This is a genomic window from Mitsuokella multacida DSM 20544 (genome assembly GCF_000155955.1).
Taxonomy (GTDB): Bacteria; Bacillota; Negativicutes; order Selenomonadales; family Selenomonadaceae; genus Mitsuokella; species Mitsuokella multacida.
In genome coordinates this window covers 1,282,989-1,309,632 of record NZ_GG697141.2, presented here as the reverse complement: position 1 = coordinate 1,309,632, position 26,644 = coordinate 1,282,989, and the positions used below count along the sequence as shown (strand labels likewise).

The 26,644-nt window shown below is 53.6% G+C and carries 24 protein-coding genes; 1 reads left to right on the top strand and 23 read right to left on the bottom strand.

Annotated features, from left to right (window positions below):
- Positions 1 to 617 precede the first annotated feature (617 nt).
- The 23 genes from MITSMUL_RS06000 to MITSMUL_RS05910 form a co-directional block, all read right to left on the bottom strand.
- Positions 618 to 1,394: an SDR family NAD(P)-dependent oxidoreductase gene (locus MITSMUL_RS06000; protein WP_005840901.1), complete on the bottom strand. Its 777-nt coding sequence runs from the start codon at positions 1,392 to 1,394 to the stop codon at positions 618 to 620.
- A gap of 23 nt (positions 1,395 to 1,417) precedes the next feature.
- Complete coding sequence (locus MITSMUL_RS05995; protein WP_211205218.1) at positions 1,418 to 3,262, bottom strand: LTA synthase family protein; 1,845 nt, start codon at positions 3,260 to 3,262, stop codon at positions 1,418 to 1,420.
- Between the two features lie 46 nt (positions 3,263 to 3,308).
- Positions 3,309 to 5,339, bottom strand: a complete 2,031-nt coding sequence (locus tag MITSMUL_RS05990) for an LTA synthase family protein (RefSeq protein ID WP_005840897.1) — start codon at positions 5,337 to 5,339, stop codon at positions 3,309 to 3,311.
- Positions 5,340 to 5,393: 54 nt separating this feature from the next.
- Entirely contained in the window at positions 5,394 to 6,446 is a 1,053-nt protein-coding gene (locus tag MITSMUL_RS12730; protein ID WP_005840896.1) for a glycosyltransferase family 9 protein, read from the bottom strand.
- Positions 6,447 to 6,489: 43 nt separating this feature from the next.
- A complete protein-coding gene (locus tag MITSMUL_RS12335; RefSeq protein WP_005840894.1) occupies positions 6,490 to 7,509 on the bottom strand; it encodes a glycosyltransferase family 9 protein in 1,020 nt (339 codons plus the stop codon).
- 23 nt (positions 7,510 to 7,532) lie between these two features.
- Positions 7,533 to 8,534 (bottom strand): glycosyltransferase family 9 protein, encoded by a 1,002-nt coding sequence (locus MITSMUL_RS12330; RefSeq protein WP_005840892.1) that lies wholly within the window; start codon positions 8,532 to 8,534, stop codon positions 7,533 to 7,535.
- 1 nt (position 8,535) lies between these two features.
- Positions 8,536 to 9,609 (bottom strand): glycosyltransferase family 9 protein, encoded by a 1,074-nt coding sequence (locus tag MITSMUL_RS12325; protein WP_005840890.1) that lies wholly within the window; start codon positions 9,607 to 9,609, stop codon positions 8,536 to 8,538.
- Positions 9,610 to 9,633: 24 nt separating this feature from the next.
- A complete protein-coding gene (locus MITSMUL_RS05985) occupies positions 9,634 to 10,767 on the bottom strand; it encodes a glycosyltransferase (protein WP_005840889.1) in 1,134 nt (377 codons plus the stop codon).
- A gap of 2 nt (positions 10,768 to 10,769) precedes the next feature.
- Positions 10,770 to 11,525 carry a glycosyltransferase family 2 protein gene (locus MITSMUL_RS05980; RefSeq protein ID WP_040635615.1) on the bottom strand — a complete coding sequence of 252 codons (756 nt, stop codon included), beginning with the start codon at positions 11,523 to 11,525 and terminating at the stop codon, positions 10,770 to 10,772.
- 8 nt (positions 11,526 to 11,533) lie between these two features.
- Positions 11,534 to 12,055 carry a hypothetical protein gene (locus tag MITSMUL_RS05975; RefSeq protein ID WP_050751643.1) on the bottom strand — a complete coding sequence of 174 codons (522 nt, stop codon included), beginning with the start codon at positions 12,053 to 12,055 and terminating at the stop codon, positions 11,534 to 11,536.
- A complete protein-coding gene (locus MITSMUL_RS05970; protein WP_005840883.1) occupies positions 12,048 to 13,070 on the bottom strand; it encodes an AAA family ATPase in 1,023 nt (340 codons plus the stop codon). The genes MITSMUL_RS05975 and MITSMUL_RS05970 overlap by 8 nt, the downstream gene beginning before the upstream one ends.
- Before the next feature lie 6 nt (positions 13,071 to 13,076).
- Entirely contained in the window at positions 13,077 to 13,976 is a 900-nt protein-coding gene (locus MITSMUL_RS05965; protein ID WP_040635613.1) for a VirK/YbjX family protein, read from the bottom strand.
- A 131-nt stretch (positions 13,977 to 14,107) separates the two neighbouring features.
- The gene (locus tag MITSMUL_RS05960) at positions 14,108 to 14,602 is read right to left on the bottom strand and encodes a D-glycero-alpha-D-manno-heptose-1,7-bisphosphate 7-phosphatase (RefSeq protein ID WP_005840880.1); all 495 of its coding nucleotides are present in this window, start codon (positions 14,600 to 14,602) and stop codon (positions 14,108 to 14,110) included.
- Positions 14,592 to 15,578 carry an ADP-glyceromanno-heptose 6-epimerase gene (rfaD, locus tag MITSMUL_RS05955; protein WP_005840879.1) on the bottom strand — a complete coding sequence of 329 codons (987 nt, stop codon included), beginning with the start codon at positions 15,576 to 15,578 and terminating at the stop codon, positions 14,592 to 14,594. The genes MITSMUL_RS05960 and rfaD overlap by 11 nt, the downstream gene beginning before the upstream one ends.
- Positions 15,579 to 15,623: 45 nt before the next feature.
- Positions 15,624 to 16,607 (bottom strand): D-glycero-beta-D-manno-heptose-7-phosphate kinase, encoded by a 984-nt coding sequence (gene rfaE1 / locus MITSMUL_RS05950; RefSeq protein ID WP_005840878.1) that lies wholly within the window; start codon positions 16,605 to 16,607, stop codon positions 15,624 to 15,626.
- A gap of 42 nt (positions 16,608 to 16,649) precedes the next feature.
- On the bottom strand, positions 16,650 to 17,771 hold the full coding sequence (locus MITSMUL_RS05945) for a glycosyltransferase family 9 protein (RefSeq protein WP_005840876.1): 1,122 nt from the start codon (positions 17,769 to 17,771) through the stop codon (positions 16,650 to 16,652).
- 31 nt (positions 17,772 to 17,802) lie between these two features.
- Positions 17,803 to 18,849 carry a lipopolysaccharide heptosyltransferase I gene (waaC, locus tag MITSMUL_RS05940; RefSeq protein WP_005840875.1) on the bottom strand — a complete coding sequence of 349 codons (1,047 nt, stop codon included), beginning with the start codon at positions 18,847 to 18,849 and terminating at the stop codon, positions 17,803 to 17,805.
- A 7-nt stretch (positions 18,850 to 18,856) separates the two neighbouring features.
- A complete protein-coding gene (gene rfaE2 / locus MITSMUL_RS05935) occupies positions 18,857 to 19,342 on the bottom strand; it encodes a D-glycero-beta-D-manno-heptose 1-phosphate adenylyltransferase (protein WP_005840874.1) in 486 nt (161 codons plus the stop codon).
- A 9-nt stretch (positions 19,343 to 19,351) separates the two neighbouring features.
- Positions 19,352 to 20,371 (bottom strand): bifunctional heptose 7-phosphate kinase/heptose 1-phosphate adenyltransferase, encoded by a 1,020-nt coding sequence (locus MITSMUL_RS05930; RefSeq protein ID WP_005840872.1) that lies wholly within the window; start codon positions 20,369 to 20,371, stop codon positions 19,352 to 19,354.
- A gap of 24 nt (positions 20,372 to 20,395) precedes the next feature.
- Complete coding sequence (locus MITSMUL_RS05925) at positions 20,396 to 21,934, bottom strand: outer membrane protein assembly factor (RefSeq protein ID WP_040635611.1); 1,539 nt, start codon at positions 21,932 to 21,934, stop codon at positions 20,396 to 20,398.
- Positions 21,935 to 22,010: 76 nt separating this feature from the next.
- Positions 22,011 to 22,868, bottom strand: coding sequence for an ATP-dependent sacrificial sulfur transferase LarE (larE, locus tag MITSMUL_RS05920; RefSeq protein WP_050751642.1), 858 nt, complete (start codon positions 22,866 to 22,868; stop codon positions 22,011 to 22,013).
- 27 nt (positions 22,869 to 22,895) lie between these two features.
- On the bottom strand, positions 22,896 to 24,815 hold the full coding sequence (locus tag MITSMUL_RS05915) for a fructose-bisphosphatase class III (RefSeq protein WP_005840869.1): 1,920 nt from the start codon (positions 24,813 to 24,815) through the stop codon (positions 22,896 to 22,898).
- A 51-nt stretch (positions 24,816 to 24,866) separates the two neighbouring features.
- The gene (locus MITSMUL_RS05910) at positions 24,867 to 25,328 is read right to left on the bottom strand and encodes a metal-dependent hydrolase (protein ID WP_040635609.1); all 462 of its coding nucleotides are present in this window, start codon (positions 25,326 to 25,328) and stop codon (positions 24,867 to 24,869) included.
- 185 nt (positions 25,329 to 25,513) lie between these two features.
- Between MITSMUL_RS05910 and MITSMUL_RS05905 the strand changes: the two genes are divergently transcribed.
- Positions 25,514 to 26,614 (top strand): hypothetical protein, encoded by a 1,101-nt coding sequence (locus tag MITSMUL_RS05905; protein WP_040635607.1) that lies wholly within the window; start codon positions 25,514 to 25,516, stop codon positions 26,612 to 26,614.
- Positions 26,615 to 26,644 lie beyond the last annotated feature (30 nt).

Here is a 26,644-nt window from a genome sequence, read left to right as displayed (position 1 = left end):
CACCACCGCTGTATAATATACATAGATAAAAAGAGCGAACCACTAAGATGGTCAGCTCGGCATATCATAGGGCAAAAATATTTTCAGCCATACAAACAGCGTCTGCTAACGCTGATGGCCACCGTACATCCCGAGAAAGCCGTCTCTGCTAAGACGGCTTTTTCATTTGTGTGATGTACGCCGAAGGGTTACTTGCGAAATGCGCGGATCAGTTCCAACAGGAACTTACCGTCGATGACGCCGAAGGAAGCTAGCACGACCAGACTCAGGAAGACCAGCACAAAGAGTGCAGTCAACCCGCAAGCCGTGACCACAGCTACCTCCGATGAAAACAAGGCTTCCACAGAAGCAGGCATTCGGCGCGTGATACCAGAGGCATCACGACCCTTTCTCTTTCGGATTTATGCCAAGCATTGCGGCTCGACCACCGATGACCATCAAATTGCATCGTAGATGACAGCAATATGCTGCGTTCGCTCTAGGGGACATCCCCCGATACAGTATAGCAGGAAGCGCACCCTGCATCAAGACTTACACCGCCATCACAGAATTCTGCACTTTTTCGGGGCTTTCATCACAGAATTCTTGGCTTTTTCGCCCCCAAAATCACATTTTTCTCAGCCTGCCAGATGACGCCAGAGATTGCTCAGGGCGATCATGAGGCGGTGCGGCAGGAGGGATGTGATGATGCGGTGCAGGGTCGAGACGAGGTCGGGCGTGAAGACGGTGAAGCCGTGCTCCGCGGCCCAGAGCGAGCGCCGCGCGACGGTCTTCTGGTCCGTCGCGAGCGGGAAGCCGCGGAACAGGCCCGCCTTGTCCGTCCGCTTCGCCTCGTGGATGAACTCCGTATCGCGGATCCAGTACGGGCAGATGGCCGTGACCGTGATGCCGCGCTCCGCGACCTCCGCCGCCAGCGCGCGGCTGTAGCGCAGGAGGAACGCCTTCGTCGCCGCGTACGCCGCGAGGTACGGGATGGGCTGGAACGCCGCACACGAGGCAATCTCGAGCACGCGGCTGCCGCGCTCCATGTACGGCAGCGCCCGCTCCGTGAGCTCCGCCGCCGCGCGGCAGTTCAGCACGATCATGCGCCCCGTCGTCGCCGCCCCGATGTCCACCGCCATGCCGATGCGGCCAAACCCAGCCGCATTGACGAGCCACCGCACCGTCACCGGCTCCGCCGAAAGCGCCGCCGAGAGCTCCTCCAGCGACGATTCCAGCGTCAAGTCCAGCGCAAAGACGCGGCACGGCAAAGCCACCTCCGCCGCCAGCTCCCGCAGCCGCTCCTCGCGCCGCGCTACGAGCCAGAGCTCATCGACCGCCTCCTGCGCCAAGAGCCGCGCAAACTCCCGCCCAAGCCCGCTCGACGCGCCCGTGATCACAGCGATGCATTTCATCCGACATACCTCCCCTCTCGATATCATTGATCATGCATGACGACCCACGAAGCAATCGTCCGCGCGGCCTCAATATCGTCCCGGAAGTCTTCATCCGTCAAGTTCTTCTGTTCGCCAATCTCGCCATCTTCAATGTAAAGGCGATGATTGAAAGCCCGGTTCGACTTCATGAGCGGCGGCAGCAGTGATGTGTACGGACGCCCCGTCGGCAGGATTAGTTCCGCCAGCGTCGGAGCAATCTGCAAGTGACTGCCCGCCATCTGCTCATCCAGAAGGTCCTGCCGCACGCCATCCCCGTAGAAATAACAAGGGATGCCACTCAGCGCCCAGAGTGAGACATCCGTCGCAAAGTTGAACCGCTCCGCATGATCACCCGTCACGACAAACAGCGTCGACGAATCATCTTTTTGCACCTGCCGGATGAACTCACCCATGACCTTGTCCGCATACCAGATATGGCCCAACTGGTCCATCGTCGCCTTGTCCGTCGGGATAGACGGTGGCAGTTTCGCAGCCACCTCATCGCGCGGAAAGCCTTCCGCATCGACATCATAAGCAAACGGCGGATGATTGCTCGTCGTCAGGATGAAGTAGAACGTATCCTCCGCATCGTACTTCATCCGCTCGCGGATGCCATCGAACAAGACACCATCCGGCGCGCCCCACGACGAGCTCTTGCCCTGCTCCGGCAGTTCATCCGCACAATGGAACTCATCAAAGCCCTCGCGCAACGTGAAATGCTCGATGTCCTGCCAGCTGCGCAGGCCACCGTACCAGAACACCGTCTTATAGCCCATCTTCTTCATCATCGTGCCAATGCCGAGTCCGTCCGGCCTGCCATGCAGCCCCATCGTGTAATTGACGTAAAGACCGATATCCGGCAAGCCCGTCAGGAAACCATTGAGCGACGTCATCGTACCATTGCCATTGGGCAGGAAATGATACGTATGCGCTCCGTTCGCCTCCAACCATTCGCCTGTCTTGGCCAGACCGAGCGCGCGGTACTCTGGCAGCAATGGCCAAAGCGCATAGTTCTCCCCGAGAATCACAATGACATGACGAGGCCGTCTCGCAAGCGGTGCTGCCATCGTGCGGCGCGTGAATGCCTCTTCAATCGAATCCGCATCTGGGTTGCCGCCAAGCCGCGCGATTGCCGCATCCCGCTCTTCTTCCGAGATGGGGCGAACCGCCTTCTCCGTTGCTCGCTCATGTGTGCTATAGGCGCGGTAGAGCGCCTGTCCATCATCAAGGATGGCCTCATTGAGCACAACATACTTCGTACGAGCCGCACTCTCCCACGGCACACCGCTGTCCGAATGGAACGCCCCGCCAAAGCGGCAGAAGATGGCAAACACCGGCACGAAGACAATTGCCAAGCCAGTCCAGATGCGGACATGGCCCTGCGGTTGCCAGACCGGCGTCCGCAGGATTTTCTGCAACAGCCAGATGAACAGCACCATCAATAGGACAGCCTCCAAGAGGCGCGGCCAGAACTGATACTGCTTCACCGCCGTATCCCAGATGGCCCATTTATCATCCTTCATGCCGTTGAACAGCATGATGTTATATCCCTGATGGAAGATCTCATAATAGGGAATGCGGATGACAAAGAGCAGCGTCATCAGGCCCACGGCCACACTGCCCAGTATCGCCCGGATACGCCCCGCCGGCCATCTGCCCCATATTGCGTAGGGAATCGTGCCAAAGACAAACGGGAACGCCACGAGGAACGCCGTCGTCTTCAGGCTGATACGAGCCCCCAGCCAGAGAGCTGCTGCAACATCTTCCGCACGGGCTTCGCTAAGCTGACCCGAATAGATCAGCAAGAAGGCAATGCGAAAGACCATGAGCAGGATGTAGATGTACAAGAACAGCTTCGCATCCTGCTGCAATGATTTGAGAAAACGCAATCTATCACCTTACATAATGGTTCAAGCACTGGTCTGCATGACGGACAATCCAAGCCGTCAGCGACGTCATATCCGACGACGCCTGCCGCCAATGCGTATCTTCTGGCTCATACTTCTTCGTTCCCTCTCGATCCGCCTCTTTGACCGGTTCCACCAAACCAGATGCCGTTTCGCCAAGCTCTGTGGGCGTAATCCACTGCTTCGGCGTGACCAGACCATCAGGCTGAGGCTGTGTCAGAGAAGGATACAGCGAATAATACGAGAAGCCCTTCGGCGCAATCATCTCAAGGACAGTCGGCATGATATTCAGATGCGTGCCAATCGTATTGTCCCCGAAAAGATTCTTCTGTATATCGCGATGATGTACAATCAGCGGCGTACAATAGAGCTCTCGATACATGAAATCACGAGGAACAAGCGATGAATTGCTTAAGCCGCCATAAAGATTCGAATGATCGCCTGTATAGAGAATCAAAGCATCGGGGAAGCGCTCCTGTATCTCCGCGATGAACTTCTGGACAGCGCGGTCCGCATAACGTGCCGTGCTAAATGCCTTGCGCCGTTCGTCATCCTTGCGGATGTCGTCGCCGACATCCTTCAGCATTTCATCTGGATCAGCGCCCAGAACATCCATCGGTATCTTATATGGACCGTGATTCGACGTCGTGTAGACAAAGTGGAAGGTCGGCTGTTCTATTACCTTCATTTGCTTCGCCGCTTCTCGCAGGAATACATGGTCGTAAATGCCGACCCAAGTCCTCGGAGCATCCTCTCCACAGAAATCGGTTGCACTTCGAACCTCATCAAAGCCCTGTGCCCGGCCAAAGTGATTGAAGTTGCCGTTCGACGCATTGCCGCCATACCAGTATATCGTCCGGTAGCCCAGCTTCTTCATCTGGCCGGCAAATGATGTCACCGTCTGCCCCTGCCAAAACGATTCCATCTCGTTGAGTTCGAGCTGTGCATCATAGATGCCACTCATCAATGAGACAATTGACGGACGAGAGATATTGCCTGCCGGCAGGAAATTCTTCATATACGCTGTATGCTCATCCTGTATCCAAGACTTCGTCGCATCAAGAATATGCAGGTCAGCATAGAGCGGGTCAAGTGTCCATTGTGGCACACTCTCTCCTACAATGACAAAGACCTGAGATGGCTTTTGGATGATAGGCCCCTCAGCTGTACGCTTGAACAGCAACAGAGGATCCCCTTCTCCCTGCCAATTGCTCCCCCCTGGCAAGATGCGTTGGATTGACTGCTCCAATTCCGCATCGCTATGCTGCATCTCTTCAGCCAGCGGCTTGCGCCGAACCCACTTGAGCGCCACGAGATCATCCACGCACGCCCGAGCCAGGAAGGCATCTTCCTTGACAATTGACGGTATCGTATCCCACTCCGGCTTATTGCGATGATTGAGTGTACCACCATAGCGCACCCAGTAGAAACCTAGGATAGAAAGCAAGAAGACCGCCGTGTTGAAGGCATACTGGACCATCGGCTCCGAGAACTGCGGATACGGAATAGACGGCAACTGCTGGAAGTAGAAGCAGGCAGCACTAACGAACAGGACGTAAGGCAGATACCCCAAAAGGATCCAACCACCATGGTCTTGATGGAAGAACACATCCACGAGATTATGCTTCTCTGCCTTCCGCCCCATATGGACAAGATAGTTGAATGTATCATGGAAGTGATGATAGAAAATCATCTTGCCTGCAAATGCCGTATACAAGATCAATCCATACAGGCACCCCAAGAAGATACGCAGTTCCAAGCCGTACTCTCGAAAGAACCCAAAGAATATCGAAGGGATGGATATCAACACCATTGATATCAAAAACAAATACGCATTAAAATCCATCCCCCACCAGAAGCCAAAGCGAAAGCATTCGCACAATGCCTTTCTGTGTCCTGTCAAGGATGGATAGGGTTGATATACTTTTATAAATATAAAACGGAAAATAGCGCTTAGAATAGGGAATAAGATAAACAATTTAAAATCTTGTTGTATCCCCTGAAAAAAGATATCCATATATGCTCCTCATAGTCTCATAAATACATTTATTAAATATAGGAATTCATAAATTTATTCTTGTTGCATGATTTCTTTTTTTATTCTATCAAAGACATACTGAGGCTTGATTGAATACATACAAATAGGATGCTCATATCCCTTCATACATCTTTCATACCAGTATGGAACTACCCCAGCGCAATCTTTACATTTTGTTGCAACAATATTGATATTACGTTTATATCCATAATACCAAATAGGAGTCGGTCCGGCTACTACTACACATTTTGTACCTAATTGACTTGCTAAATGAACTAGTCCCCCCTCACAATCTATGTGTAACATAGAGTTTTTCAAGACGTATTTAGCAAACTCAAAACTCTTTCCAAATAAATATTTATCAACATTATTCAATTTAGGTGCATTTGAGCCTCCCAATTGAACAATTTCTATATCTGGTCTATGAAACTTTATCATAGCTAGTAACTGTTCTAAATATTCTTTAGGCCATAATTTTATCCTTACCATATCTATTCCATAATTAGTAGTTATATATTTTTTTCCTGAATTCCATTTATAAAAATCGTATTTATATTTATCATCTAAGAATATCTTAACAAACGAATTGCCAGTAGGAAGTACGCCTCCATTTCCTATTGCATCATATCGAGTCAATCCCCAAAATTTACACCTCATCATAAAATTATAATAATCTTTTTCTACGCCACATGAAAAATAACTCTCAGACTTTTTCAAGTAAATAAGTTTTTCATATAAAAAACTTGATATTTTTTTTACTCTATTATGCGCAATATATTTAACTTCAGAATAGTGGGTTGTTTTTATAGCAAAATCATAATATTTTGCATATCTTTCATGGAATCGATTAGGGTAATACCCATGTATTCCTTTATATCCCCCAAAAACTGTTTTAGCAAAAACTAGTTTGTTTTTAGGAACGAATATATCAACTTCATTATTTGGACAAGCTTCATTTATCACTTCTACTATTTTAAGTAAAACAATATAGTCCCCTAAACTTCCATCTAGCAAAAAAGCCCAATATAGTTTATGTGTATTATTAATTTTTCTCTTTTTTATAAGCGAGGCTGCTCGTCTCATCATATGACTTTTTCTTTAATCTCTTCAAAGAGTCTCATGGTTTATCTCATCCTTGTAATATCATATCGATTTTATGGATAATTATATCTGGCGATAATTCATTTATACATTTTTGATTCTTACAAATATGTCGTCCTGCCTTACAAGGAGAACAAGGCAGATTTAAACTAATTGGGTAACAATTTGTTTGTGGTGCCCACTGACAGATATTTGCAGTAGTAAAAATGGGTACTGTTAATGTCCCCACTGCTGCAGATATATGCATAGGTCCACTATCAGAACATAACAATAACCTAGCATTTTTAAGAATATATATCAAGTCCATCATATTTGTTTTATTCGTCATATCAATCAATCGAGACGAATCTATCTTTCCTATCATATCTCTCAAAGATTGATCTGACTGCATACCTAAGAAGACAATTTCATATTCATATCTCTTTAATAAATAATTAACGATAACATTTATTGTAGAGTTTGGAATATCTAAAGCTGTATTAGCAAATGGCGATATACAAACATAGCCTTTTCCTGGTGTATGGCCATTTTCCTCAAAAATCTTTTTTGTAGTTTCTATTTCTGCCTTTTGAGGCGCAGAAATTTCTGTTTGGTTGCTATATTTTAGCGCATCAATCTCTAAAGCTTCACAAATATGTGACATAAAATATTTAGATTGATGAAGATTGTCAGGAACATGCTCATCATATTGGAAATACTTAGTGCACAATCCCCACTTTTTATTTTTTTCTTTACAAGGACCAATCCTATGAGGAACGCCAATCAATTTTGCTAAAGCAAATAACAAAGGCTTATAATTAATGAAAATAACGTAATCTTGCCTCCACATTTTTTTCAATATAACTTTTGTTCCTTCATCCATAGGACAAATATGATCAACGTATGGTAATCGTTCAATAACATGCAAACTATTGCGTTTCGACATAATTGTCAAAATGCAACTTGGATATCTCTCCTTCAGCGCACGGAGAATTGGTGATAATACTACTAAATCACCTACGCCAGGGCTGCATTCAATAAAAATCTTTTTATTATTTAAATCTTTCATAATACCGATTCCTTTACGCCGAATCAAAAATCGTTACTTAATATTTCCTGACATGATTTATAAACCTCTTCCACTGATAACCTTTTCATGCATAATGGATCTGTGCATTTACTCCCATGATATCCATCACATGGACTACATGGTAAATCGGATTTTACAATTTTACAATGCATTCTAGGTGCCCATCGGCATGGGTCAGTATATCCATATAAAACCACACAAGGTGTTCCAGTAGCAGCAGATAGATGGATTGGCATGCTGCAGGAGTTTACTAACAGGTCTGCATTTCTAACCAGTTCCCCTAGTTGTCGTAAGCTAAGCATCCCACATAAATCTATAACCGCTTTTTCATCCCATTGATAATCTAACTTTTCTTTTCCAAAAATTACATTTTTCAATCCATAATTATGGTATATTTTCTTAAATAATTCATTCCAATTATCTAAGGGCCAATTTTTTAAATAAAATGCAGTGATGGGTGATGAAACTATGTATCTACCCCCCATCTTTACGCCAGAATCATTTAATTTTTTTGCAAGGTCCTTCTTATCAAATTCAGTTGCAGATGCTATATATAACCGATTTAAAGCCTCATGCGAAATATTTAAACCCAAGCCAGCATTGACAATATCCCCCATGACATAAGGTTCATAGGTATGATCCATATATGATTGCCAAGGAATTTCTTTCGTTAACCAAAATCCTCTTTTATGAGAAACGCCTATACGAATAGGTATCCGTGCCAAAGCGCCTGCCAGTGCAGGGCGATATGATAAATCCAAATATATTGCTATATCGTATCCACGCATCTTATTCCATAGTTTTAAAAAACCATCTTTCTTTTTATTGTAGATAAATATTTCATCGATAAATGGTAAGCCCTTCACTATATCGTACGCATTGCTAAAAATCATAAGTGTAATATAGCTATCCGGATATTGTTTTTTTAACTCAGAGAGTATTGGTGTTGCTAAAATAACATCACCAATGCCGCCTTGCTTAGTCACAAATATTTTCTTTCTCATTTTATACTCCTGTATGTTCTAACAAGGTATAGCACTGCCGTAATACCATTTCTGATGTTACATGCCACAAACAATTTGGTTTTGGATTAGTAGGACATTCATCTGCCCTATATGTACAAGGGCAACATGGCTCATTAGTCGTTAAAACACGAGCATTTTTATTGATTGGATACCAGCGATTAGGGCTTGTGCATCCATACATCGTAACCATAGGTATACCAGTCGTAGCCGCAATATGTGTTGCACCAGTATCCACTGTCACAAATAAATCTGACCTTTTCAAAACTGCTGCCAAGTCAACTAGATTAGTTTGCCCGCAAAAATTCTTCACCTCAACAGGCATATCTGCAATAACTTCATCTGCATAAGACTTATCATTAGGTGCACCAACGATAAAGAAACTAGCATTGTATCTTTTATTGAGTTCATCTACGACTTTGACAAAATATTCTTTTGGCCATGTTTTTAAAGGAAAAGTTCCCTTGACGCATAAGGCAATATATTTTTCTCGTTTAGGCAATGTATCGAATAAAACATTTGCTTTTTCTTCATTTTCTGGCATGATACGGGCAAATACTGGCTGAGCATGACTCGTCTGTCCTGTAAAGCCTCGTACAATATCCTGGTATGTCTCCGCTTGTAAAGTATTATCAAGATTATGAGAGATATGTATTGTCTTTGTATAGAGCCAAGTTACACGGCTTGGCTTATCATCAAAGACACGGTCAGGTCCTACTCGCATGGGGATTCTCGATAACCAACACAGTAATGCAGGGCGCAGTTTCCGGTCGAATGAAATACTGAGGTCAAAATGATGTGATTTGATTAAATTAACCATTTCCATCATCTTACAAAAAGAATTCTGCTTGGCTTTATAGTCAAATACAATGACCTCATCAATAACTGGATTATTTTCTACCGCTTGACGAACTACGGGCTTTACCAGCATAGTGATTTTTGCATTTGGATATGCTTGTTTCAACAATGAAACAGCGCTTGTAGTCAAAACAACATCACCAAGATTAACCAATGCATTCACTAAGATATTGGAATACGTTTTATTCTTCTCTTCCATTATCATATATCTCCATTATTCCATTCATACAGATTTCAAGATACCTTTTATCAGTTTATCTTGACCATATGCAATATTCGCCTGATTTAATCCCTGTTGATACTCTTCTGTATTGCTCACCAAATCGTCAATAAAGCCTTCTAACTGCTGAGAGAATGCTTCTACTGAGCTCAAATCAATCGCCTGACCAATCTTGAACTGCTGCAAGACTTCTGGATTGAGTTCTGGAGACGCCAATACTGGTTTGTAGAAGCCAATCGCCGTAAAGAGCATCGCACCCCAATGATACCGATAGCGCTCAGCTGCATAGGGCATCATGATGGCATCAACGTCTAAGAGAGCTTTTTGCCACTCCAAGCCAATGAGATTCTTGTGCAAGAATTTGATATTCTTATGGTTTCGATAATCTCGTGCAAACCGCTCAAACAGTTCTCCATCTTCCGGCTTTGCGGTAGCTCCCTGTACGACCAGCTCAACAGGAACTGAAAATTTTGCTTTAGTAAATGCTTCGAGGAAAAAGCCAAGGTTTTTTTCTTTGCGGAATTGCCCGAAAAATCCTATTTTTATAGGTGGTTTAAAAGTCAGCTCCTTATTGACAGATAATTCCCAAGGTTTGAAAACAGGTGGAGCAATCAGGTCAACATTGTGCAGTCCGCTATTCTTGAAATCATCTCTCAACGTAATGACCTTGAGATAGATATTCTGATACGATTCCACCTTGCGAGCTTGTTGCTCGAACTTTGGCTGCTCATGAGGATTGATACCATGGAAGATCATATAAACAGGGACTGGTGAATCCTTGAGCTTACTGCGCAGAATAGTACGGATATACCGCCATGTCCCTGTTGGGATGATAATCGCATCGCAGTGATGCGCACATGCTTTGTCATATGCAGAATTGAACCATGCAACACGGCGGCGCTCTCTGATCAATGACAAGAAGATTTTCTTGATTTTTCCAGCATCAGCATACGTGACGACTTCGCCACCTTCAAGATATTCCACATCACAATGGTAGTCAAGCTTGAACGGGAAGTGCTCTGGCACAAAGAAAACAGGTTCATGACCCTGCTTCTTGAGTTCCTCAACAAGGATACGGTCAAACTCCACCTCATGACCTGCTGGCATGACGATAGACTCTAGAATCACGACACGCATATTCAGGCTCCTTTCCTCTGCAACTCATGGAGTTTCAGATACTTGAGCATCGTATAAAAAAAGTGCGTACAGCACAGATACGAGCCAATCCATCCATCCAAGAAGCCACGGCGCACTACGAACATCTTAAAGAACCCGCCCAGAGCGTGCATGAATATGCTGGGCAAAGATGTGCGCTTGCCTCGCTTATAGGCATCTTCTGCCCAAATGGTCGTATAAAGGCAAAGCTTCTCTTCCCATTCATGCCAGTCCTTATAGGTATGATGCTCGATGTAGCCCGGTAGCCGTTTGGCTGGCAGCTGGCACTCGGGGTGCTCGTGGACCTTGTTGACCCAAGTGACGCTCTCGCGCGGGAACATGCGCAGGACGTGGTCGGGATAGAGCACACCGTAGCTGAAGGTCACGCCAAAAGCGACGGATTTTCGCGTGATGGCGTATTGTGCATCCATCTTTCCGGACGCGACGCTGTGCTTGACCTCAGCGATGAGCGCATCATTGAGCCGTTCGTCGGCATCGAGATAGAGCACCCAGTCGGCATTCGTCTGCTCGAGCGCAAAATTGCGTTGTGCCGAAAAGTCATCTGTCCAGGCGCGGAAGCTGACCTTTGCTCCGTGTTCCTTTGCCAAGTCAACAGTCCGGTCCGTGCTACCTGAATCGATGATGATGACCTCGTCCGTGCACCTCTTGGCATTCTCCACTACCGAGACAATATTCTCTTCTTCATTACGTGTCAGGATCAAAATAGCCAGTGAGCTCATATTTCCCCTCATTCCACCTTATCATCATCACATCTCAATATTGGCATATCTGAATACATAGCGTTCCATTCAGCAATCGAGACAACCCGGAAATCTTCAATGAGTAAGGGACTTAATTTCTCTTGCTGCTGGAAACGAAACGGCAAAAATTTTGCAATCTTATCTTGCAGCATCTTGCGTGAAACAATATCGCCTTTCGGCCATTCCAAGATATAGATGTACTTGACAGGCCTTTTTCTTTGATATGACGTTATATAAAAGAAGCTATCGAAAAATTTCCTTACAATCTTCGCGACGCTCTCATCACTGGATGGATTGAAGTTTTCAGCAGCTCGGTATCCTTTCTCAAAGGGAAGTTTTGCGTTCTTGTACTCGATCAACAAGATTTCACCATTGAACTCGCAAATCCAGTCAACATCTGCCAGAAAAAGATCATACTCCCGATAGAGCGGCTGAAGTTCTAGTGACCATTTTGCATTACGCAAATCAATTTGATAATAACGATTTTCTTCCCAATATATTTCACCCATGCGCATTGACTCCAGTCGTGATGCTGTAGACATCATCCATCAGTCGCGAGAATGCATCCATAATCGAATTGTGTTTAAGCTCCGAAAATGTACCTGTCTCAAAGCGAATATCTTGCCCCTCGACATAAAACGAATGGTATTGCAACTTGTCATCTTTTTTCTGTTTGATTTCCAAGTATTTTGCCAAGACATAGTCATGCGTCGAAATGAAAATCTGGACTTCATTACGCTGAAGTTCCAACAACATATCTGCCAGAATAGGGATGTACTTGGGGTTGATATTTGCCTCGGGCTCATCCCAGAACAACATTGCCCCCTTTTCGAGTGTACCATTCTTGATCAGTTGCCAAAGCAGTGCAATCTTGCGAATGCCCTCTGCCACTAAGTTAAACTCAATCCTGGCCTGATTGCCCGGCTTAAGGTAAAAGCGTTCATCGGCTACTGTTACACGTCCCTGCGTAATCTGATGCAAGATCTTTAAATAGCGCTTACGCTCTGCTGTATCAGGGCCATGGGAGAGGTCGACGCGCGCTGCAGCGATGATGTCGATATATGTATCATCAAACTCAACGTTGCCCTTCATAACGGCTTCAGGAAGATTTCGGGAATTTGACAGAATCTCTTTGGCGGGAATGAATGTACTTTCAACATTTCCCTTCTGACTCTCCCATTTTTCCTCGCCTATGACCGTTGCACCATACTTCGCGGTACGATTGGTGAACGTCATCTCAACAGATGCACCATCCGAAACGACCTTGACACGTGCACGCCCACCACGATTCGAACGGCTGAGCAAGCGATGAATGCCAAATCCATCGGGGCGAAAGACTCGTACCAGCTTCTGCGAAAAGGAAATATCCGGCTTGACGGCCTGGCACGCACTATACAAGGCTTTCATGATATGCGTCTTGCCCATGCCATTTTCACCAATGAATACATTGATTCCTCGCGAAAAGTCCATATTAAGTTCGTGCAGAACAGTAAAATTTTCCAATTCCAGATGCTTGATGTACATACGATCTCACCTCAACAGGGATTTTATCTTGTTCTCAATCGCAGCGTCAACTTCATCGAGCAGGGCATAGCGCTTCCGATAGTTGGCACGCTTACGCGTCGGGACCTCTTCCATGGTCTTGCGGTATTCCGTCATCGGCAGCTCGTAGAAGCGCTGGTCCGCACAGGGGCGGCCGCCTGACTCTTTCCAGAAGTCGCTGAAGCTCGTCTTGAGCTTGCGATCGCGGCGGATGTGGTTGTTCGCATAGTAGCCGTAGTTCGTGACAGCATAGATGTGTTTGAGGCCGAGGGCCTTGGCCGTCTCCTGCGTCGCGTGCAGGATGAAGTTCTTCGTGCGATAGGCATGGCAGCGCTTCGTGACCTTCTTGATGATATCCTTGGCGTTCTCCATATTCGGGCCTTGCATCGCACCGATCCAGAGTGCCCACTCACCGGCCTTGTTCGGCGCGATCCAGAACATCATCTGGTAGAGGTCTGCTTCGTCGAGGCGCAGGACAACGGACAAGAGCCCTTCTTTACGCTGTCCCGGTTCATTTGAGAGTTCAAAGCGCAAACGACCAATCTCATCATGGCTTTCCCAAAGAACATAATTCTTATCTCCATAAAGGCCTAGGAACACATCTTCCTTGAGATACTTCAACAAATATTCCATGTGCTGCTCGACAATCTTAGCACGCTCTGCGAACGTCGATTTGTTGTAGAAAAAAGCACGCGTCGGCTGCTCATAGACAAAAGGATACTCTTCTGCCACTTGATTGAGAAGCGCATTGCCCGTGAAGAATTGATACAGGCGCTTCATGCGCCCCATGTTCAACAGGCAGCGGCCGACAAAGACCACCATACGCCTAGCTTCGCGCGGATTTTCTGTATTGTAGATTTTCTTTCCTAAGCTTATATAGTCCAGCATACATTCCATTCCTTATATGTATTCTACAAGATGACCTCGTCATCCTTCTCATCATAAGTTTACTCTAAACAAGTCCATTGTGCAAATAAAAAGCCCTGTCTTTCGACAGAGCTTTAAAACTTCCTATTCGCCTATATTTTTTGAACGAGGTCCAGCAGGCTCCCGCCCTCGTAGCGCAGGCCTTTGAGGCCGGCGTTCTTGGCGCAGAGCATGTCGCCGTCGCTGTCGCCGACGAAGTAGGACTTCGCGCGGTCGATGTGGAAGCGGGCGCAGGCGGCGTCGATGAGGCCGGTGGCAGGCTTGCGGCAGCTGCAGGCCTTGGTGTAGGCGGGCACTGTGCCCTCGGGGTGGTGCGGGCAGTAGTAGAGGGCGTCTAGGTGGGCGCCGACTTTCTGGAGCTCGCTGTTCATCCAGTCGTAGACGTGCTGGACGTCGCTCTCGGGGTAGTAGCCGCGGGCGACGCCGGACTGGTTCGTCACGAGGATGGCGAGGTAGCCGCGGTCGTTGACGTGACGGATGGCCTCTTTGGCGCCGGGAATCCAGATGAAGTCTTCGGGACGGTGAAGGTAGTGGATGTCGACGTTGAGGGTGCCGTCGCGGTCAAAGAAGACGGCTTTATTTTCCATACTCATAGTAACCGCCGTTGTCGAGGAAGGTCACGTACTCTTTGACGGCTTCGTCCATGTCGGTGAAGCCCTGGTCGTAGCCGGCGGCGAGCAGGTGTGTCGGGTCGGACTCGGTGAAGTTCTGGTACTTGCCCTTGAGGACCTCGGGGAAGTCGCGGTAGGCAATCTCGCCCTTGCCCATGGCCTTGATGACGGCCTTGGCTACTTCGTTGTAGCTGTGGGCGTGGCCGGTGCCGCAGTTGTAGATGCCGGACGGGCCGTGGTTCTCCCAGAACCAGAGGTTGACGCGCACGACGTCCTTGACGTAGACGAAGTCGCGGCGCTGCTCGCCGTCCTCGACGGGCTTGCCGGCGATCTCGCCCCAGCCGCGGAACAGGCGCGCCTTGCCCGTCTCGTTGATCTGGTTGTAGAGCTGGTAGAAGATGGAGGCCATCTTGCCCTTGTGGTGCTCCTGCGGGCCGTAGACGTTGAAGTACTTGAGGCCGACGATCTGGCTGTGGGCTTCAGGCATGACCTGGCGCACGTAGCGGTCGAAGGCGAGCTTCGAGAAGGCGTACGGATTCAGGGCGTCCTCGCACTCGTCGCCCTCGCGGAAACCGTTCTTGCCGCCGCCGTACGTCGAAGCGGACGAGGCGTACATGAACGGGATGCGGTGCTGCAGGCAGAAGTGCAGCAGGGACTTGGAGTACTCGTAGTTCGTGCGCATCATGAAGTTGACGTCATACTCCATCGTGTCGGAGCAGGCGCCCTCGTGGAAGACGGCGTCAATGTCCGTGCCGTCGAAGTCGTCATCCTCGATGCTCTGAAGGAAGTCGTCCTTGTACTGGTAGTCGATGAACTGCAGGCCGCGGAGGTTCTTGTAGTTCTGCCCATCCTTGAGGTCGTCGACGATCAGGATGTCCGTGCGACCGCGGCGGTTGAGTTCTTTGACGATATTGCTGCCGATGAAACCGGCACCACCTGTTACGATAATCATGTGGAATTCCTCCTGTATCCTATCACAAAGTGACTGTTTACTGTATCATTCACCCCGAAGCACGGCCATAAGCTCGTCGCGGCTGACGGCGTAGGTGCCGAGCTTGGCGACGACGACGCTGGCGGCAAGGTTGGCCATGTAGGCGCCGTCGCGCGGCGCGAGGCCGCCGGCTAAGGCCATGGCGAAGACGGCGATGACGGTGTCGCCGGCACCGGAAACGTCGAAGACCTCCTGTGCCTTCGTCGGGATGTGGACGACTTCTTCCTCGCGCACGAGCGAGAGGCCTTCTTCGGAGCGCGTGACGATGACGTTGCGCAGCTTGAACTTGCGCATAACGTAGTGCGCGGCCTTCTCGACGGCCTTGTCCTCATTGCGGATGGGCTCGAGGAGCACCGAATTGATTTCCTTGAGGTTCGGCGTGATGTAGTCGGCGTGCGCATACTTGGCCCAGTTCGTGCCCTTCGGGTCGACGACGACGGGCACGCCGTGGGCGTGGCAGGCCTGGATGATCTTCTGGCAGTTCTGCTCGGAGCAGGAGCCCTTGCCGTAGTCGGAGATGATCACGCAATCGAGGCTCTCGTTGAGCTTCTGGTTGATGTAGTGGAGGAAGCGGTCGGCATAGGGACCGGTGATTGGTGCGGACTCCTCGAAGTCGAGGCGCATCATCTGCTGATGGCCGCCGATGACGCGGAGTTTCGTCGTCGTCGGGCGGTCAGTCGTGATGAGGCCGTGGTAATCGATGCCGCGGGCCGTGAATTTATCGAGCAGGCTCTGGCAGTGGTAATCCTCGCCGACGAAGCCCGCGATGCTCGTCTCACAGCCGAGCAGGGCGAGGTTGTGGGCGACGTTGGCCGCGCCGCCCAGGGTCTCCTTCGTCTCGAGCACGTGCGTGATTGGCACAGGCGCCTCGGGCGAGATGCGCGTGACCTCGCCATAGTAATACTTGTCGAGCATGACATCGCCGACGACGAGGATCTTGCAGCGCGCGGTGCGCTGGGCGACAAAATCATAAAGCTGTTCGTTTTCCATTGGACACCTCTCAATACATCCCAAGCGTAAAGGCTCAAAATCTCAAAGTTCAATGACGCGGCACTTGTAGTCGCCCGGATGGGGCGGCCACTCGTAGGCCGGCGCGCCGTCGTGGGCCGCGAGGAGTTCCTCCGCGTACTTCATGACGGTGTCTACAGGGATATTCTTCATGCAGGCCATGTTATCCTGCCCCTTGCGCGGACATTCGTGGATGCCGCAGGGGTGGCAGGGCTCGGGCGTCTTGATGAGGACGTCCTTGCCGTCGTACGGGTAAAAGGTCGGCACGGGACTCGCGCCGAACATCGTGACGATGGGCACGTTCATGGCGACGCCGACGTGCATCGGGCCGGAGTCGGTCGTGAGGAAGAGCGAGCAGCGCCGCAAGAGGCCTGCGAGCACGGTCAGGCTGACCTTGCCCGTGAAGACGTGGACATGCTCCTGCTCCTCCATCTGCGCGCGGCATTTCTCGACGAGCGGCACGTCGGTCGGGCCGCCCATGAAGGCGACGTCGTAACCCTCGCGGATGAAGCGGTCGGCGCAGGCGGCAAAGTAGCTGTCGAGCCAGCGCTTCGTCTGCCAGCTCGCGCCGATGTTGAAGGCGACGACCTTGGCCTTGGGCGCGAATTCCTGCTGCCAGAGTGCGGCGGCCTTGGCCTCCTCCTCTGGCGGCAGCATCATCTCGAGGCCGCGGTCGTCGATGGTCTTGACGCCGACGGCCTCCTTGAGCACATCGAGGTGGCAGAGCACCTGATGCTTGACGAGTTCGGGTGGCGTGTCGGCCATGGCGCGGTTCGGCATGACCTTGTCAAAGAAGCGCTTGAAGCCGGGCTGCGAGTAGCCGACGATGCGCTTGCCGCCCGAGAAGGCGGCGATGGCCGAAGCGCGTTCATTGCGGTGGAAATTGATGACGAGGTCGAAGTGGCGCGCGCGGATTTTCCGGATGAAGCGCACGAGGGCGAGGAGGCCCTTGTCCTTGCCGTGCTTGTCGATGAGGATGCACTCGTCGAGGTTCTCGTTACAGCGCACGAGGTCGCCGAGCGGCTTGTCCGTCAAGAGCGCGATGTGCGCCTCGGGATAGTTCGTCCGCAACGTGCGCAGGGCCGGCGTCACGAGCATGAGGTCGCCGATGTGCATCGTGTTGATGACGAGGATATTCTTGTACATGAAAATTTCCTTCTTGCTAGACTACTTGGCTTCAGATGGTGACGGCATTGAGCGCTGGCACGAGGGCCTTTAGCTTTGCTTCGACCTGCTCGGGCTTGATGACGGCCATGCAGTCGTGGCCGAGCGGGCAGACGCGCTTCATGCACTCGCGGCAGTCACGGTCGACGACGAGCAGGTTCTCCATCTGCCCGTAGGGCCCCGTGCGGCGCGGATATGTCGGCCCCATGAGCATGACGGTCTTGGCACCGATGCCGACGGCGAGATGCGTCGGCCCCGTATCGCCGCCGACAACGGCCGCCGACTGCTGGAAGAGGTAGGCGAGCTGCTTGAAGTTGAGCTTGCCGACGAGGTCTATGGGCGGGATGTCCATCTTGGCCGCGATCTCGGCGGCCTTCTGCGTCTCGACGGGGCCGCTGCCGACGAGCACGGGGATGACGCCGTGGTTGTAGAGCCAGTCGCCGAGCATGGCAAAGTGCCCGTCCGGCCAGCATTTTGTCGGCCAGCTGGCACCGACGACGAGCACGGTGTAGGGATTCGCCATATTGGCGCCGGCCTGCGCGACGATCTGGCGCGTGAGCTGCTGCTCGCGCTCTGGCACGCGGATGGGCAGGCGCACTTCCTTGACCGCGCAGCCGATGGCGCGCGCCGTGTCGAGGTAGCGCTCGATGACGTGGTCGTGGCAGTGCGGGCCGATGACGGGCTTCGAGATGAGCTGGCTGCCCTCGCGCATGTTCCACATGCCGTACTTCTGCCCCTTCGGGGCCTTGGCGAGCGCGGCGACGGCCGCCGACTTGAAGAGGCCCTGCAGGTCGAGCACGACGTCGTAGTCGCGCGCCTGTATCTTCCTGCGCAGCGGCAGGAAGTTCTGCAGGAAGCCCTTGACGCTGCGGAACTTCTTCTTCTCGAAGACGATGATCTCGTCGACGCAGGCGGCCATCGCGACGATGTCGTAGGCCGGCGGCTCGACGACCCAGGTCAGGTGGGCGTCGGGATACGTCTCCTTGATGGCGTAGCTCACGGGCAGGGCGTGGATGACGTCGCCGATGGAGCTCATCTTGACGATCAGGATATTCTTCACAGCTGGCTCATACCTCCCCTTCCTGTTCCTGCAGTTGTTCAATCTTCTTGATGACGTTTGTCGTCGAGCGTCCGGCGACCATCTGGACGAACTCGACGCGACCGCCGTAGCTCTGGACAATCTTAGCCTCGGGCAGTGTCTCGAGCGTGTAGTCGCCGCCCTTGACGTAGACGTCGGGGCGGACCTTGGCAATGATGGTCTCGGCCGTCTTCTCGCCGAACAGCACGACGTAGTCGATGGCCTTGAGCGCGCCGACGACCTCGGCGCGGTCGAGCTCGCCGTTGATGGGACGCGCGGGCCCCTTGTTGCCGCGCACAGATGCATCCGTGTTGAGGCCGAGCACTAGGCAGTCGCCGAAGGAGCGCGCCTTCTCGAGGTAGCGCACATGGCCGGCGTGCAGGATGTCGAAGCAGCCGTTCGTGAAGACGATCTTCTGCCCGGCGCGGTGCAGGATTTCACAGAGTTGCTCGATATCATTGGGGTCAATCAGCATGATATTTCCTCACTTTGACGTGTATTCTTCTCTTGATTTCTCGATGGCCTCGGCGAGCTCGCGCACGGAGACGGTGCTCGTGCCGAGCTTGCGCACGGCGATGCCGCTCGCGATGTTGCTGAGGCGTGCGGCCGTGGCCGGCGCGACGCCTGCGGCGAGCGCGAGGATGACGGCTGCGACGCAGGTGTCACCGGCGCCGGAGACGTCGAAGACCTCGCTCTTGTCGGAGACGGGGATCTCGTGGACGGCGCCGTGCTCGACGAGGACCATGCCGAGCTCGCCGCGCGTCACGAGGACGCCCTTGGCCGCGAGCTCTTGACGGAGCTCCTCTGCCGCCGCGACGATGTCCTCCGTCGTATCAAGATTGCGGCCCATGGCCGCGGCAATCTCGGCGTCATTCTGCTTGACGTAACCGATGCCGTGGAAGCGGCGGACGGCGTAACGTGAGTCGACAATGCTCGGGATGCCCTTGATCTGGCAATAGTCGATAAGCAAGGACTGGAGCCCTTCGGTGACGGTGCCGGAGCCGTAGTCGCTGATGACGACGCCCTCGACCGTCGGCAGGATGGACTTGATGTAGGCGCGCAGCTCCGCCTCGACGGCCGGGGCCATCGGCGCCTTGCTCTCCCTGTCGATGCGCACAATCTGCTGGCTGACCGTCGCGCGGCCGCCCGCAATGATGCGCGTCTTGGAGATGGTCGGCCGCGAATCGTCGGCGATAAGGCCGCGGACGTCGGCACCGTTCTTCGCGAGAATAGCGCGCAGTCCGTCGGCGCTCTTGTCGCTGCCGACGAGTCCGACGGCATGGACCTTGCCGCCGAGCGTCGCGATGTTGTTGACGACGTTGGCCGCGCCGCCCGCGACGACTTTCTCTCCGGCCTGCTCGAGCACGAGCACAGGGGCTTCGCGCGAGATGCGCGAGATGCGGCCGTCGAGGTAGATGTCGGCGACCATGTCGCCGATGACGAGGATGTCCCTGCCCTGCATGCCGGACAGGGCCTTATTGTATTCCTGCTGCAATGCCTTCATCCTTTCTCTTTTTACATACCTGCATCAAATCGGCAGGAAGCGCCACTTGACCTTCCAGGTCTTGTCGCGTCCCTCGTAGTGCAGGATGACCTGCGAGCAGTGCATGTCGTGGAACCAGTAGTAGTCGAACTTGCGCCAAGTTGCATTGTCCACATCGTACTTCGAGCCAAAGGCCACGCGGTTGTTCTCGTCGATGCGGTAGCTGAAGCCAGCCTCGAACTTGCGCGAGTAGTCATCGTTGTCAAAGTCGAATGGCGAGTTCTCGCGGTTGTTCTTCTGATAACGGTAGGCGCCGTAGCCCGACCAGCGGTCGTCGAAATCCTTCGTCAGCGTCGCATCGTAGTTGAAGCCGCTGTAATGGGCATCGTTGTACGACTCATGCGTGACTTCGTAGCTCGTGCTGAGGTTGAGCTTCCAGCCCTCGAAGCGGATCGGGTCGTAGCTGAGGCCCACGTTGTACATCTTGTGGTTACTCTTGACCGCACCCTGCTTCCAGCGGCCGTACTCGCCGTTAATGCTGTAGTGGAACGGCGAATTGCCGATGCGCGCCGTGTGGCCGACGAGCAGCGACGGCTGCTTCTTGATCCAGTTGTCGTCGCTGTCGTCAAAGTAGCCCTGCGTCACGCGCGCATAATTACCGGCATTTTCCCAATTGATGTTGAACTCATTGCGCCAGTCCTTCTTTGTCGTGTAGCGGATGTTCTCGTTGGCCGTAACCTTCTTAGCGATTGGCTGCTTGAGGTGCTGGCGAACCCAGAGGCCGTTCGTCTTGTCGTAGCCGAAGCGCGGGAACCAGTCAGAGACGGTCGTGTCCTTCTTGAGGTTGACTTCGTACTGTGACTTCGACAGGAAGGTCACGCCCTTGATCTTGAAGCGGACGTTGTGCATGACCATCTTGTCGTCGGGGTAGATCTCGATCTTGCGCGCAAAGAGGCTGTAGTCCGGGTTGATGGCGCTGCACTTCGTCTTCGTGCCATCGTAGATGACGATCTTGTCGGGGTAGAACTCGAATTTCTTGCCCGTCATGTAGTTCTCGGCGACCTTGCCCTTGGCGCTCTCCATCGTCCCCGTGCGCGTGCGGTAGTTGTAGTTCGTCTCGAAGCCATCGAGCATGACCTCGGTCTGGCCCGGCGTGAACTGCAGCATGTGACCTTTGCCCGGGATGTGGATGCGTTCCTCGATGGTGTTGCCGTCGACGTTCTCGCCCTCGAAGCGGTGCTGGTCGAGCTGCGTGACCTTGACCTTGCCCTTGGCCATGAAGTCGCCCGTCACCTGGTTCCACGTGAGGTCATCGCCTTCGAAGGCGACCGGTGCGGCCTTCGTCGGGTCGATCGGGTAGCGCAGGTGCTTGCTCATCTCCTCGGTGTCGGCCTTGAGCTGCTCCTTCTCGGGGTTCGGCTTCTGGGCGCGCGCGGCGCGGTGCTCGTTCTCGAGGTAGTCGAGCAGCCCCAGACTCGTATCGGAATCGGAATGATACGTCGCGGCGCTCGCCGTGCCCGCTGCTGCCGGCAGGATGAGGGCCGTGACCATCAGACCTGATAAAATCTTCGTTGCTGATTTCATCCAGTAAAATCTCCATTCTATAGGTATAAAGACTGCTACCTTTTATAGTACATCATCGCCGCGATGAGCGCAAATCTTATGGATTTTCGGCGGTCTCTACATCATCATGAAGCGTCTCATTGAGGCTGCCCGTGCGGTAGCCGAGCAGGTCGAGCGCCGTGTAGGCAAAGCCGATATGCTTGAAGTAAGCGGCCGTCTCTTCGCGCAAGCCCTTCTCGAGGAAGCGCGGGATGTCCTCGGGCACGAGCTCAATGCGCGCAACCTCGCCATGCGCGCGCACGCGCAGCTGGCGGAAGCCCTTCGCCATGAGGAATTCCTCGGCGCGGTTGACGCGCGCGAGCCCCTCCGGCGTCAGCGCCGTGCCGTACGGGAAGCGCGAGGCCAGGCAGGCAAACGACGGCTTGTCCCAGGTCGGCAGCCCGAGCGCCTTGGAGAGCGCACGGATATCGGCCTTGCGCATACCTGCCTCATGCAGCGGACTCACGATGGCGAGCTCTTTGAGCGCCTTGTGCCCCGGGCGGTAGTCGCCGTCATCGTCGAGGTTTGAGCCGTCGACGACGGCCGCGAGCCCCCGCTCCGCCGCGAGCTCCTTCATGTGCGCGAACAGCGCGTGCTTGCAGAAGTAGCAGCGGTCCTCGGGGTTCTCCTCGACATGCGGCACCGTGAGGATTGGGAACGGCACCGTGTGGTGCTCAATGCCCTCTTTCGCGCAGAACGCTTTGGCATCATCGACGTCGCGCTGCGGCACAAAGTCAGAAGCCGCGGTGAACGCGACGGCTTTATCGCCGAGCACGTCGTGCGCGACTTTGACGAGAAACGTCGAGTCGACGCCGCTCGAGAAGGCCACGGCGACGCTGCCGAGCTGCTGCAGGATGGATTGCAGCTTCTCGTATTTCTGACGAAGCGGCTCAGGGAAAGAATTTATAGAGGTCATGGGAATCACCTTTCTTTTGGGGATCAATTACGCCTGTGGCTTCAACAGGCCGTTCTGGTAGGCGAGCAGCAGATTGTAGAGGTCTGTGATCTCGTCCTGGATGACGCGGCCCTGGTCGGTGTCGCCAACGGTGTTGTGGCACGACTGGAGTTCAATCGTCTCGGAGACGGACTCGATGTCGTGGTTGGCGCGGAGCGCCTCGCGGACGTCGGCGATGCGCTGGTGCTCGAGCAGGCGCAGGCCGCGCGAATTCGAGATCAGGGTATAGCCGGAGATGCCCGTCTTCTTGTGGTAGGCGCGGCAGAAGCCGCCGTCGATGATGATGGCGCGGCCGTCGGCCTTGACGGGGCTCTCGCCCTTCCTGACCTTGACGGGCACATGGCCGTTGATGATGTGGCCGCGCTTCGGGTCGAGGCCGAACTCCTGCAGGACGCGCTCGCAGCAGTCCACCGTGTCGATATAGCGGTAGTACGGGTCGGACGGCTCCTTCCAGGTGCTCTCGTCGGCGATCAGCGCGCGCTCGAACGTCTTGAACTCGCGCCCCGACGTCGGCGAGAGCCTGCCGCACCAGAGGAAGTACATGAAGTCGAGGGCGCGCGGCGTGCCGTGCAGCCAGGCCTCGCGTGCGCGCTGCTCGCAGAAGTCGAACCAGCCACGACCGCAGTACTCCTTGCCCTCGAAGCGTATCGTGCGGAACGTGCCGTCTTCGTTCAGAGGCACGCAGCCGTGGAACAGCAGATTGCCGTTGCAACAGGTGTAGAGATTGCCCTTCTGGTAGAGGTAGTCGACGTGGCGGCGCAGGACGGCGCTCTCCGTGAAGTAGGAGCGCAGGTCCTCAATGATCTCCTGCTCCTTATCGGTCAGCTCGTAGACGTCCGCCTCCGTGCAGGACTCGTCGATTGTCGGGAAGTAGGCGCTCTCGAGCTCGTAGCGCCGGCCGTCACCGAGCCGCGCGTACGAGGAGCGGAAGTCGATCTGGTGGAGCAGCCGGCGGCTCTCCATCTGGAAGTCGGGGTTGCGCGCGATGAGCTGGCCCTCGAGCTTGAACATCATGATGGTGATGGCGCGCTCCGCGGCCTTCAAGGGGGCCTCGTCGGGGTAGATATGCGAGGCGAACGTCGTCAGTGGCCGCAGGCTGATGCCGTAGCCGCGCTCGAGCACGTCGGTATTCTGATAGCGCAGGGAGTTGCGCACGACGGTCGCGATGCAAACTTCGCTGCCGAGCGCCGCGCCCATCCAGAGCACATCGTGGTTGCCCCACTGGATGTCGACAGAGGGGTGTTCCATGAGCAGATTGAGGATGGCGTCGGGCCGGTTGCCGCGGTCGAAGAAGTCGCCGACGATGTGAAGCCGGTCGACAGCCAGCCGCTTGATCAGCACGGTGAACGCCTCGATGAAGTCGGCGCCGCTGTCGATCTGCACGATGGTATTGAGGAGCTTCTTGAGGTAGATGAACTGCGCCTGGTCGGCCTCGGGGTGCGTGTTCATGAGCTCGACGATGACCGAGGCGTACCGGTCGGGGATGAAACCGCTGACCTTCGAGGCCGGGTACTTGTAGCTCATGAGCTTGGCGAGCTCGAGCAGCCGCCCGAGATTCTCGCGATACCACGACGGCGTCGCGCGCCGCTCCGCGCGCATCTGGTCGATCTTCTCCTTCGGGTAGTAAATGAGCGTGCAGAACTCGGCCTTCTCTTCCTCCGTCAGCCGCACGCCGAAGACGTAGTCGACCTTCTCGCGGATGACGCCGGAACAGTTGTTGAGGATGTGGAAGAACGAGGCGTACTCGCCGTGCAGGTCGCTCATGAAGTGCTCGATGCCTTTCGGCAGCGAGAGGTACGACTGCAGGTAGATGAGCTTCTCGTAAACGGCTTCCTTCGTCGGGTACTTCTCTGCCATGAGGCGCAGGATCTTGCTCGTCTTTTTCTTGTTCGTGCGATAATCCGTCATATTGACTCCCCTTCCCTAACCTATCCCCTGAATCTTTAATCTCTCAACTCCTCAGCTCAAGAACGAAAAATGCGTGCGCAGGCCGTAGCAGAGCAGCACGGCTGCTATCGTGAAGAGGTATTCCGACACGGAACCGACCTTGAAGAGCCGAATGCCGACCTTGTGGTACGGCGTCAAGAGCGGCACCTTGCCGCAGACGGCGTCCTCGGCAATGTGCAAGAGAGCGCCGATGCAGATGTAGATGCCAATCGTCGTGAGGTCGGCCGTCGGCAGCGCCGTGAGCTGCCCCTCCTCGAGCCTGCTCAGGAAGAAGATGAGCCCGAGGTAGAGCATCGGCCAGTGCGACCAGCCGCGGTGGCGGCTGCGCCAGCTCCAGTAATTGCCCGCGCGCGGGCTGCCCTCGACCTTGTCGGGAAAGATTGCCCCCGCCATGCTGTAGATGGTCAGCAGCATGTCGTCCGTAGCCGCGTAGACAATGACGCCCGTCAAGACCTGATGGTTGACCCATTTCATAAAGAACATTTCCTCCAAAGCACAGAATTCTACCTTCTATTCTACCAGATAATTCCAGGAAAACATATGACGGTTGGTGTTTTTTTGGACGCGCGCCACGTCATATAGTATACTATAAGATGACGGTACAGACTGAACGATAATCGTATATGCTGAATCTATTGACTGGAAAGGACTCTCACCAGATGGATGATTATACTTGGGAAAAAACGATACGCAAGCGCCGCGTGCGGCGGCGCCGCCAGGCCCTGCTAGTCCTGATCCTCGTGATCCTCGCGCTCGGCGCCTTCTTCGGCTGGCATCTCTACGCGCAGAAGCGCACGCCGGAGTACGCGCTCGAGCAGGCTGTGGTCGCCGTCCAGAAGAAGGACGCGGACCGCTTCCGCCACTACGTCAACCTCGACCTCGTGACCTCGCGCGGCTACGACGACCTGACGGCCGACCTGCTCTCCTACGACACGACGCTGACGGCTGTCAACAAGGCCGCCTACGAGAAGTTCTACATCACGGTCAAGCCGCAGCTCACGAGCGGCACGCAGGACACGATCCTGCGGCGCGTGAGCTCGGGCGAGTGGAGCCTGCCTGAGGGCACGGACATCCTCAAGGGACGCCAGCTCGGCATCGACTACGAGCGCTTCCTCGCGCGCAGCCAGCTGCGCAACACCTCATTCGTCGGCATCGGCAAGGTCACCGAGGACGGCACGACGGCGACGGCGGAGATCGAGATCCGCGACGATTGGACGGGCACGAGCTTCACGCTCGAGGCTGCGATGGAACAGGCGACGGACGGCCACTGGCAGGTCACCTACCTCAAGAACTACCGCGACTACCTCGACGCCGTCACGCCGCTGCACAACGAGGACATCGCCAAGTACAGCGAGGCGACGAAGAACATCGTCTCCTCCTACAACGAGAAGCTCGCCGCCTACAAGCTGCGCTTCAACGCGCTGAGCAAGACGAGCACCGGCACATTCACGGCGGAGCAGAAGGCGGGCCTTGAAGCCCTGATCGAGCAAGAGGTCATCCCGACGCTCAAGGCGCGCCAGCAGGAGCTCGCGAGCGTCGAGGTGCCCGCCGGTGCCCGCTACCTCGCCGACCAGCGCCAGCGGGCCACGGAGCTGACGCTCGAGGCCTGGCAGCACTTCCTCACGGGCATCAAGAACGATGACCCCGATGAGCTCGCGCTCGCGGAGACGCTCAACAAGCAGGAGCTCGCCGTCGACCTGCGCGTCGACGACATCATCCGCCACACGGCCATCAGCCGCAACATCCCGAATTTACCGTGACCTAATAAAAAAGGCCGCTCAAGCGAGCGG

What these genes read in the sequence shown, in the direction of transcription:
- MITSMUL_RS06000 (WP_005840901.1), bottom strand. Translation starts at nt 1,394, where the DNA reads ATGAAATGCATCGCTGTGATCACGGGCGCGTCGAGCGGGCTTGGGCGG.
- MITSMUL_RS05990 (WP_005840897.1), bottom strand. Translation starts at nt 5,339, where the DNA reads ATGGATATCTTTTTTCAGGGGATACAACAAGATTTTAAATTGTTTATC.
- MITSMUL_RS12730 (WP_005840896.1), bottom strand. Translation starts at nt 6,446, where the DNA reads ATGATGAGACGAGCAGCCTCGCTTATAAAAAAGAGAAAAATTAATAAT.
- MITSMUL_RS12335 (WP_005840894.1), bottom strand. Translation starts at nt 7,509, where the DNA reads ATGAAAGATTTAAATAATAAAAAGATTTTTATTGAATGCAGCCCTGGC.
- MITSMUL_RS12330 (WP_005840892.1), bottom strand. Translation starts at nt 8,534, where the DNA reads ATGAGAAAGAAAATATTTGTGACTAAGCAAGGCGGCATTGGTGATGTT.
- MITSMUL_RS12325 (WP_005840890.1), bottom strand. Translation starts at nt 9,609, where the DNA reads ATGGAAGAGAAGAATAAAACGTATTCCAATATCTTAGTGAATGCATTG.
- MITSMUL_RS05985 (WP_005840889.1), bottom strand. Translation starts at nt 10,767, where the DNA reads ATGCGTGTCGTGATTCTAGAGTCTATCGTCATGCCAGCAGGTCATGAG.
- MITSMUL_RS05980 (WP_040635615.1), bottom strand. Translation starts at nt 11,525, where the DNA reads ATGAGCTCACTGGCTATTTTGATCCTGACACGTAATGAAGAAGAGAAT.
- MITSMUL_RS05975 (WP_050751643.1), bottom strand. Translation starts at nt 12,055, where the DNA reads ATGGGTGAAATATATTGGGAAGAAAATCGTTATTATCAAATTGATTTG.
- MITSMUL_RS05970 (WP_005840883.1), bottom strand. Translation starts at nt 13,070, where the DNA reads ATGTACATCAAGCATCTGGAATTGGAAAATTTTACTGTTCTGCACGAA.
- MITSMUL_RS05965 (WP_040635613.1), bottom strand. Translation starts at nt 13,976, where the DNA reads ATGCTGGACTATATAAGCTTAGGAAAGAAAATCTACAATACAGAAAAT.
- MITSMUL_RS05960 (WP_005840880.1), bottom strand. Translation starts at nt 14,602, where the DNA reads ATGGAAAATAAAGCCGTCTTCTTTGACCGCGACGGCACCCTCAACGTC.
- rfaD (WP_005840879.1), bottom strand. Translation starts at nt 15,578, where the DNA reads ATGATTATCGTAACAGGTGGTGCCGGTTTCATCGGCAGCAATATCGTC.
- rfaE1 (WP_005840878.1), bottom strand. Translation starts at nt 16,607, where the DNA reads ATGGAAAACGAACAGCTTTATGATTTTGTCGCCCAGCGCACCGCGCGC.
- MITSMUL_RS05945 (WP_005840876.1), bottom strand. Translation starts at nt 17,771, where the DNA reads ATGTACAAGAATATCCTCGTCATCAACACGATGCACATCGGCGACCTC.
- rfaE2 (WP_005840874.1), bottom strand. Translation starts at nt 19,342, where the DNA reads ATGCTGATTGACCCCAATGATATCGAGCAACTCTGTGAAATCCTGCAC.
- MITSMUL_RS05930 (WP_005840872.1), bottom strand. Translation starts at nt 20,371, where the DNA reads ATGAAGGCATTGCAGCAGGAATACAATAAGGCCCTGTCCGGCATGCAG.
- MITSMUL_RS05925 (WP_040635611.1), bottom strand. Translation starts at nt 21,934, where the DNA reads ATGAAATCAGCAACGAAGATTTTATCAGGTCTGATGGTCACGGCCCTC.
- larE (WP_050751642.1), bottom strand. Translation starts at nt 22,868, where the DNA reads ATGACCTCTATAAATTCTTTCCCTGAGCCGCTTCGTCAGAAATACGAG.
- MITSMUL_RS05915 (WP_005840869.1), bottom strand. Translation starts at nt 24,815, where the DNA reads ATGACGGATTATCGCACGAACAAGAAAAAGACGAGCAAGATCCTGCGC.
- MITSMUL_RS05910 (WP_040635609.1), bottom strand. Translation starts at nt 25,328, where the DNA reads ATGAAATGGGTCAACCATCAGGTCTTGACGGGCGTCATTGTCTACGCG.
- MITSMUL_RS05905 (WP_040635607.1), top strand. Translation starts at nt 25,514, where the DNA reads ATGGATGATTATACTTGGGAAAAAACGATACGCAAGCGCCGCGTGCGG.